A 7769-nucleotide genomic window follows, 5' to 3' on the forward strand; every position below is an offset into this window, starting at 1 on the left:
CCCTATCGCGTGCCGCTCGATGCGCTGATGGAAATCGATGACCGGAGGGCGGCGTAACGCGCCCTTTCTCAAACACGCATCGCCAATACCCTGCCGGGCCTGCGGCCCTCTCGGGACATTGGCGACAACAATTCCCCCAATGAGAGAAAGGACTCTGAAATGGGATGGCTCTTCTACACCGACGGCCGCGTCCAGACCTACGCGGATGAGAAAGCGGAGATTGCTCGGCTGTGCACCTTCGAGGGCGAAAGGCGCAAGACGGAACTGGTCAAAGCCTGCAAGGTGGGTTCGACTTGGTACGCGGCGACAAAAGTCACAAATATCGACGGCACCCCTGTCGAAGACACGACCTATGTCACCGATGCGGATGGCTCCATCACTTTCGCCGCCGTATTCCTTACCCGATATGATGACGGCTGCTGGGGCTACAAGGACATGGAGGAAAGCGCGGGACCAGTCGAATCCCGCGCGCCACTGAGCCTATTGGCCCTGCTGTCCGAGCTGAAAGACCCAGACAGCTATGCTCATGCCTGGCGCCAGCGCTGCCAGGACTGGGCTGCGATCCCGGACTACGAGGAGGGAGACAAGATCAAACTCGCAGCACCCGTGACGCTCACCGATGGCAGCACCTGCCAGATTGTCACCGCGACCCACTACAGGCGCGGGCGGCAAAAGCGCCGCTGCTACCGCATCGAGGAAACTGGTGGGCTCGTACGCCTGTCGAAGGCCTCGCTTGCGGGCTCGGAGCTGCTCAGCTCCGCGAAAGGTGCTGCCAGCCCGGTGCTGGCGGAGTTCCTGGCGGAGCGAAATTAGGTCCTGCGCCGGACGGTTCATCGACCTGCCCGGCGACAGCAGATGCTGCGGCTTGTCTTGACAAGGCAATGCAAATGCATTACCTATCGCGGGTAGCAAAGAACCTTTTCTTCAGGAGACTGCCATGACAGCCCTCGCACAAGATGTATCGAAGCTCACGGATCGATATCAGACGACCGTGCCGGCGGGTGTGCGCAAGCAGCTCAAGCTGGGCAAGGGCGACCAGATTCGCTACTGCACCGAGCCGAGTGGCAGGGTCTATATCGAGCCCGTGCGCAGCGACGAGGATGATCCTGCGCTCGGAGCGTTTCTTGATTTTGTCGAGGCCGATATCAAGGCGCATCCGGACCGCATTCGGGTGTTCGATGGGGCTTTGCATGATCGTCTTGCCGCACTGGTCGGAGACGTTCACGTCGATCTCGATGCGCCGCTCTCGATCGAGGATGAATGAGCGGCGATAGCGTGCCCGCCCAAGCGCCCCTTGTCGTAAACGGATGGTCGATTTATGCGCATCCGCTCTTTCTGGACCAGCTCGAAGGGCTGACCCTGGAGGTCGCGGCGCGTAAGGCACGCGATCCCAAGACCTGGCGCAAGAAAAATTCCACGAAACGGCTGGCCGCCATCTTCAAGCTGGTCACCGAGGCCATACCGGCAGATCCGGGTGCCGCCGCCTTCCGGCAAGGCGGCACACTCGGCGATCATCGTAAGCACTGGTTCCGGGCGAAATTTTTCCAGCAGTATCGGTTGTTCTACCGCTTCAACAGCGACGCGAAGGTCATCGTGGTGGCCTGGGTGAACGACGACAAGACCCTGCGCGCCTATGGCAGCAAGACGGATGCCTATGCGACGTTCAAAGGGATGTTGGAAGATGGCAATCCACCTGACAATTTCGACGCGCTCTTGAAAGAAGCTGCAGCGGCGGGCAAGCGGTTCGAAACTTCCCTTGAAGCGGTGCCCGATCGGTAAGTGCGGTCGAATGCCAGAGGGGGGTAGGTCACCTACATTTAGGCTGTCTATAAGGGGGGGTCTTCGTTACAATCTCCCGTCACCTTTGAGCCGAGTGAAATGGGCGATATTGGTGTGCAAGATGGCTGGTACGATGAAATTCTCAGAAGTCCCACCATATCCGTACACCTGCCGTTCGCTGCGTCGTGTACGAACTGGTAAGATGCGGGACAAAGGGTATATTCGCTGCGGTTGCGCCAATGGCTGCTTCCGGAAATTCCAACCCTTGGTGATTGCCTTTCCAAGATCTCCACCGTTCATCATCATACCAGATGTCGTCTCACAACATTCTGCATCGGGCGTGGTCTTTGACCCAGCAGGCGCTCAAGTGTGGGATCCACCATTGCGAATTCCCCTGCCTGTGCGGCGCGGTAGTAACCCAGAATGACGCTTTTGACCGCTTCCGGTAGGTTGGCTCGTTGCAAGTTCTCGATCATTTCCTCTTCGTTGATGATCTGGCGCTTGATTGTTCTTCCTGTCGCCCCGCTTGCCATCTGCGCGAGGTCAGCAAGATCAAGCCCCTCGCTGCCGGTGAGGGGTGGAGTCACGCCTTCGAATGTCTCTTTTCCTGCCAGCAAAAGCGCATCGACGTGAGCCAAGTCTTCATGGGTCGTCCAAGCCACCTTGCCATCTGCCGGCCCCACCAGATTGCCATTCGCAAATCCCTGCGCATTCATGCTCATGGCGCTGTCCGCATAGAACCCGTGCCGCATGGAGGTCCACGCCAGACCTGAATCAGCCAACATAGCCTCCGTTGCGGCATGATGGCGTCCAGGTGGGAAATGCGACTGCTCATTGGCCGACACCTGGCTGGTGTAGAGTAGCCGTTCGACACCCAGCTCCTTGGCCACAGCAATCGCCGTTTCGTGCTGTTGCAACGGGTCGCCTCCACTGGAAGCTGCATTTGAGGACACCAACAGTACGCGGCTGGCTCCTTCCCACGCGTGGCGCAGGCTGTCAGCGTTTTCGTAATCACCACGCCTTACGCGTACGCCACGCGCCGCGAGACCGGCCAGTTTTTCCGAGTCACGTACGCTGACTCCGATTTGGTCCGCTGTCACGAGACGCTGCAGAGCCTCAACCACAAGTCCGCCGAGTTTTCCCGAGGCTCCTGTAACAATGAGCATTATTCGATCTCCATTTCTTTGACTCGTGCCAGTTGGCGCAATTCTTATTGATGATCGACAAGATGACTGTTCTGCAATAATTGCATAAGATATCAAAACTGGAGTGGACTGTTCTCAATGAAGAACAATATTTCTGCTGACGATCTTGCCGTTCTTCTGGCAGTTATCCGTGAAGGCGGCTTCCGCGCAGCTTCCCAGCGGCTCGGCATAGCAGCCTCAAAGGTTAGCACCACGGTCTCGCGGATAGAGACGCAACTTGGCACCCCCGTGCTGCGCCGCACAACGCGCAGCCAGCACCTAACGGAAGCGGGGCAACTTCTGGTGGATCGTGTGGGCCCATTGTTATCCGCAGTGGATGCTGCCTGCCATGACGTTGCAACGCTCGGAGGGCAGATACAGGGGCGGTTGTCGCTCAACGTGCCGGGGGCGGTCATGCCGGATATATTGCCGCCTTTGCTTGCCGCATATCGGACGCAGCATCCAGACGTGGAGGTGGAGATCACGGTAGAGAGCGATCTCGTCGATATTGTTGCGGCAGGCTGTGATGCGGGCATTCGCTACGGCAGCGTGCTGGAGCAGGACATGATCTCGATACCGGTCGGTCCGCGCAGGCAACAAATGGCGATGGCCGCATCGCCAGCTTATCTTGATGCATACGGGGTGCCGCAGGTTCCCAAAGACCTCACCGCCCACCTCGCGATCCGTTACCGGCTGGACGCGGGCCCTTTGCTTCCATGGACGCTGCAATGCGAAGGACAGTCCGTGAAAGTGGAACCCCAAAACGCGCTTATCCTTAGCGTAGGCGCGCTCAACACTGGGTTCCGATATGCGCAAGCGGGAATGGGAATCATATATACCTTCCGCAACTGGCTGGAGGATGAGTTCGAAAGTGGAAAGCTGGTGCCCGTGCTGCCGGGCTGGTGGTCCGACGTTGAGGGGCCATACCTCTATTATCCGAGCCGCTTTGCTCCCAAACCCCTACGGGCCTTTATCGAGATATGTCAGGCTACACCCGCAGACGCGTAAGCATTCCCTCGCCAGCACGTTATCCGCTTATAGGAACTGCCGAGTGTCGATATGCTGATCTTCCGTGGTCATTGATGCGAAAACGCTTTTGCGGCCCAGTCAATAAACACGCGCACGCGCGGCGACAGGTATCGGTCGCGTGGGTAAAAGATCGAAACAGGGGACGGGGCCGGTGGTGTGTCGCTGAGGAGTTCAATCAAGCGCCCTGCGGCAAGATCTTCGGCGGCAGAATAGCGTGGCTTTTGGATAATGCCGTGGCCAAGACGGGCGCAATGCGCCAATGTGTCTGCGCCGCTTACAGTGATTGGTGTCGGGAGTGAGACCGTGCGCAGGATACCATTTTGAACAAATTCGAGCGGCAAGATAGATCCTGTCGCGGTAGAGCGAAATCCGATCATCTGGTGGCCTTTGAGCGCGTCAATGTTTTGCGGTGTACCGAACCGTTCAAGGTAGGTCGGGGCCGCGCAGGTCACCTCTTCAAGGTCCGTCAATTTGCGACCGGTCATGTTGCTATCGATCGGATCACCCACCCGTATCGTGCAGTCCACACCTTCGCGGACCAGATCAACCAGTCGATCTCCTTCTCCGATATGGATCTCAATGTTAGGAAAACGCGCCATGAAACCTGGCAGCGAAGGCAACAGGAAATGCCGCGCTAGGACACCATGGGTTTCGATACGCAGCGAACCTTTCGGCGTGGTTCCTGCAAAGGCGTCTTCGGCATCTTCAATCTCGGATAGGATTGACAGGCAGCGTTGATAATATGCTTCACCATCCAGCGTTGGGCGCACGACCCTTGTAGTACGGTGCAGCAGGCTCACGCCCAATCGCGCCTCAAGTGCTTTGATCGCATCTGTGACCGTTGATCTTGGCAACCCCAGATCAGTTGCGACTTTAGAAAAGCTTCGCACTTCTACGATCCGCACGAAGACGTTCATGGCATCAAGACGGTCCATTTATTATCCGATTATGCAGAACAGTGATGCCGGATTATAGTAGATTATCCAAACTATATAAATGCCTATTGTTCCGAAAAGGTCGGCATAGGGCCGATCAACGAAAGGACAAAATATGGCCACTAACGAAAACAGAACAGCATTGGTGACCGGTGCTTCACGTGGGATTGGCGCGTCGATAGCTGAACGGCTTGCAGCGGATGGATTCAACGTCATCGTCAACTATGCAGGAAGCGAAGCCGCCGCACATCAAATTGTCGAAAAGATCGAAGCAGCGGGCGATAAAGCCATCGCAACTCAAGCCGACGTGTCGGATGCGGTCGCTGTCAAACGGATGTTCGACTCCGCAGAAACAGCCTTTGGCGGGATCGACATCTTGGTCAACAATGCGGGCATTTTGAAGTTGGCACCTATTGCAGATAGCGATGACGCTCTCTTTGACACTCAAGTCGCAATCAATTTCAAAGGCACGTTCAACCTGCTAAGAGAAGCCGCAAATCGCCTTCGTGACGGCGGGGCAATCGTTAACTTATCGACCAGCGTCGTCGGATTGAAGCTTGAGACTTACGGCGTCTACGCTGCGACCAAAGCGGCCGTCGAAACAATGACAGGCATTATGGCCAAGGAACTTCGCGGGCGGTCGATCACTGTGAACACGGTCGCCCCTGGCCCAACAGCAACGCAGCTTTTCCTAGACGGCAAGCCACAAGAGGTCGTCGATCGCATGTCAAAAATGTCACCCCTGGAACGGCTTGGGACACCGCAGGATATCGCAAATGTTGTGGCGTTCCTCGCGGGGCCAGATGCTGCTTGGGTCAATGGCCAGACGTTGCGTGCAAACGGCGGCGTAATCTGATCTGCCGCATTGGAGGCGTATGCATTTTTGCACGCCGCCAATGCCATGCATAAAGTCCGATGCTTGAGCCGGTCTTCAGGTGATACTCGGGCATTTCGCAGAGACAATATCGCGAGGCCCAGCAGCGAAAACGGGTAAAGACATTATTTCTTGTCATCCAGTAAGTTGGCAAAAGTGGCCTTTCGACGCTTGCGCAGCATTGGTCGATTTGGGCTCCTAGCGGTCGATCGCCGCGCGCTGCCTCAATGTCGGCTCTATTGATCAACAAGTTCGGCGGTTTTGCTGCGTGGCTTTCTCTTTGTTGCTGAGGAAGGCGGACCGCGTTGACGGCCCGCCCTTGTTAATAGCTTTCGGGCCCGTCACCCTGAAAAGCGAAAGATGCCGTAATGGGGCTTTCGGCGAATCGAGCACGTTTCGCTTGTTTGTCAGCATGATCTGAAGTGCCGTTGCCCTTGATGCGCCTGCTGCGCGTCTACGAGGTCGTATGTTTCCATGCGCCTCAATTCCTAAGAATAGAAGGGCAACGACATGAATGTATTTATCGGATTGGATGTATCTCTGGCAAGCACGGCGATTTGTGTGCTGGGGCCGCAAGGGAAGGTTGTTGAGGAGTTGGAGGCAGCCAGCGAGCCTGAGGCGCTGGTGCGTGCGATGACGTCATTACCTTACGCGGTCGATGCAATTGGGCTCGAAGCCGGACCACTGTCCCAATGGCTGAGCAGGGGCATCGAAGAGGCCGACTTTGACGTGGTTTTGATGGAAACGCGGTTGGTGAAGGCCGCCTTGAAAGCTATGCCGATCAAAACCGACAGGCGCGATGCTCAGGGGATTGCGCGGTTGCTTCAAATGGGATGGTACAGGCCCGTACACCGCAAATCTGTGTCCTCTCAGGAAATCCGCGCTCTGTTGACGGCGAGAAAATCAGTTCAACAGGTGATCATCAACCTCGAGCTTTCTATGCGTGGTGTTCTGCGGAACTTCGGTCTGAAGCTCGGGCATGTCACCCGGATCAGGTACGAGGCCCGGGTGAGGGAATTGGTTGAGCAAAATGAAATCCTGTCGGCGTCGACAGAGGCCCTTTTGCGCGCGCGTGCGCAGTTGCGCGCCGAGTTGGCTGAATTGGATGCGACAATCGCGGATCTGGCAAAACAAGACGACGTTTGCCGTCTGATGATGACGATGCCGGGCGTCGGTCGGATCGTCGCCCTGACGGTCAAATCCGCGATCGACGATCCGACCCGGTTTGTGCGATCGAAGGATGTTGGTCCGTGGGTGGGGCTGACGCCGAGGCGCACTCAATCCGGAGAGATGGACATTGTCGGGCAGATCACCCGAGCCGGCGACCGAGGCCTTCGAACGGCCTTGTATCAAGCGGCGATGATCTTGATGCACCGTGGGTCACCAAACTGGCTCCAGGCTTGGGCGCTCAGAGTGGCCCATCGGCGTGGATCGAAACGGGCATTGATTGCACTTGCGCGGCGCATTGGCGTTGTTTTGCACCGCATGTGGCGAGACGGCACACCATTCCGCCATGCGCAGAGCTCCCCGGCAACGGTCTGAGTAAAACAATTCCAGAACTTGATCGGACGGAGGAACGCACTGCACCTGACGACAGGTACGACGAGGTCCCTTGCCGGGACGAGGTTCCTGGAGATGCCGGAAGCCCGCAAGTTATCGGCTAACGCTGAATACGCGTAAAAGATAGGTACCCAGGGATCAGATTTGGACCAGGCATAGAGTGGCAGCCATGAGGCTGACTACGGACGGAAGAGCGAAGCCCGTGCAGGGGGTGTCCTTCAGTCCTGACGTGCGGATGCAGTGAAAAAGAAAAAGTAAGCTTCTGAATTTGTGCCTTAAAACTCGGTGAAGAATGAAATCTTCGCTGGGATTTTTGACTTGCCCGAAACCCTTGACAGAGGCCCGCCCCATTACGAAAGCGGGCTTTTTGTCCTTTGGAACTCAGACCCTGATCCAAAGGAAAATCCC

At 56.8% G+C, this 7769-nt stretch carries 8 protein-coding genes; 6 read left to right on the forward strand and 2 right to left on the reverse strand.

Annotated features, from left to right (window positions below):
* Positions 1-159 precede the first annotated feature (159 nt).
* From TRIHO_RS07160 to TRIHO_RS07170, 3 genes are all read left to right on the forward strand, one after another.
* Complete coding sequence (locus TRIHO_RS07160; protein WP_068241685.1) at positions 160-813, forward strand: DUF6927 domain-containing protein; 654 nt, start codon at positions 160-162, stop codon at positions 811-813.
* A gap of 124 nt (positions 814-937) precedes the next feature.
* Positions 938-1264, forward strand: a complete 327-nt coding sequence (locus tag TRIHO_RS07165; protein ID WP_068241687.1) for a type II toxin-antitoxin system PrlF family antitoxin — start codon at positions 938-940, stop codon at positions 1262-1264.
* A complete protein-coding gene (locus tag TRIHO_RS07170; RefSeq protein ID WP_068241689.1) occupies positions 1261-1779 on the forward strand; it encodes a type II toxin-antitoxin system YhaV family toxin in 519 nt (172 codons plus the stop codon). Before TRIHO_RS07165 ends, TRIHO_RS07170 begins: the two co-directional genes overlap by 4 nt.
* 302 nt (positions 1780-2081) lie before the next feature.
* On the opposite strand, the gene TRIHO_RS07175 is transcribed toward TRIHO_RS07170, so the two are convergent.
* Positions 2082-2945 carry an NmrA family NAD(P)-binding protein gene (locus TRIHO_RS07175; RefSeq protein WP_068241691.1) on the reverse strand — a complete coding sequence of 288 codons (864 nt, stop codon included), beginning with the start codon at positions 2943-2945 and terminating at the stop codon, positions 2082-2084.
* Between the two features lie 117 nt (positions 2946-3062).
* On the opposite strand from TRIHO_RS07175, the gene TRIHO_RS07180 reads away from it, so the two are divergent.
* Complete coding sequence (locus tag TRIHO_RS07180) at positions 3063-3971, forward strand: LysR family transcriptional regulator (RefSeq protein ID WP_068241694.1); 909 nt, start codon at positions 3063-3065, stop codon at positions 3969-3971.
* A gap of 68 nt (positions 3972-4039) precedes the next feature.
* Here the strand turns inward: TRIHO_RS07180 and TRIHO_RS07185 are convergent, their stop codons facing one another.
* A complete protein-coding gene (locus TRIHO_RS07185; RefSeq protein ID WP_068241695.1) occupies positions 4040-4927 on the reverse strand; it encodes a LysR family transcriptional regulator in 888 nt (295 codons plus the stop codon).
* Between the two features lie 115 nt (positions 4928-5042).
* On the opposite strand from TRIHO_RS07185, the gene TRIHO_RS07190 reads away from it, so the two are divergent.
* Both TRIHO_RS07190 and TRIHO_RS07195 read left to right on the forward strand, forming a co-directional pair.
* Complete coding sequence (locus tag TRIHO_RS07190) at positions 5043-5783, forward strand: SDR family oxidoreductase (RefSeq protein WP_068241698.1); 741 nt, start codon at positions 5043-5045, stop codon at positions 5781-5783.
* 528 nt (positions 5784-6311) lie between these two features.
* Positions 6312-7343, forward strand: coding sequence for an IS110 family RNA-guided transposase (locus tag TRIHO_RS07195; RefSeq protein WP_068241700.1), 1032 nt, complete (start codon positions 6312-6314; stop codon positions 7341-7343).
* Positions 7344-7769: the final 426 nt, after the last annotated feature.

The organism is Tritonibacter horizontis (assembly GCF_001518015.1).
Classification (GTDB): domain Bacteria; phylum Pseudomonadota; class Alphaproteobacteria; order Rhodobacterales; family Rhodobacteraceae; genus Epibacterium; species Epibacterium horizontis.

Bases quoted from the DNA above. Each gene is read 5' to 3' on its own strand.
- TRIHO_RS07160 (WP_068241685.1), top strand. From the start codon at position 160: ATGGGATGGCTCTTCTACACCGACGGCCGCGTCCAGACCTACGCGGAT.
- TRIHO_RS07165 (WP_068241687.1), top strand. From the start codon at position 938: ATGACAGCCCTCGCACAAGATGTATCGAAGCTCACGGATCGATATCAG.
- TRIHO_RS07170 (WP_068241689.1), top strand. From the start codon at position 1,261: ATGAGCGGCGATAGCGTGCCCGCCCAAGCGCCCCTTGTCGTAAACGGA.
- TRIHO_RS07175 (WP_068241691.1), bottom strand. From the start codon at position 2,945: ATGCTCATTGTTACAGGAGCCTCGGGAAAACTCGGCGGACTTGTGGTT.
- TRIHO_RS07180 (WP_068241694.1), top strand. From the start codon at position 3,063: ATGAAGAACAATATTTCTGCTGACGATCTTGCCGTTCTTCTGGCAGTT.
- TRIHO_RS07185 (WP_068241695.1), bottom strand. From the start codon at position 4,927: ATGGACCGTCTTGATGCCATGAACGTCTTCGTGCGGATCGTAGAAGTG.
- TRIHO_RS07190 (WP_068241698.1), top strand. From the start codon at position 5,043: ATGGCCACTAACGAAAACAGAACAGCATTGGTGACCGGTGCTTCACGT.
- TRIHO_RS07195 (WP_068241700.1), top strand. From the start codon at position 6,312: ATGAATGTATTTATCGGATTGGATGTATCTCTGGCAAGCACGGCGATT.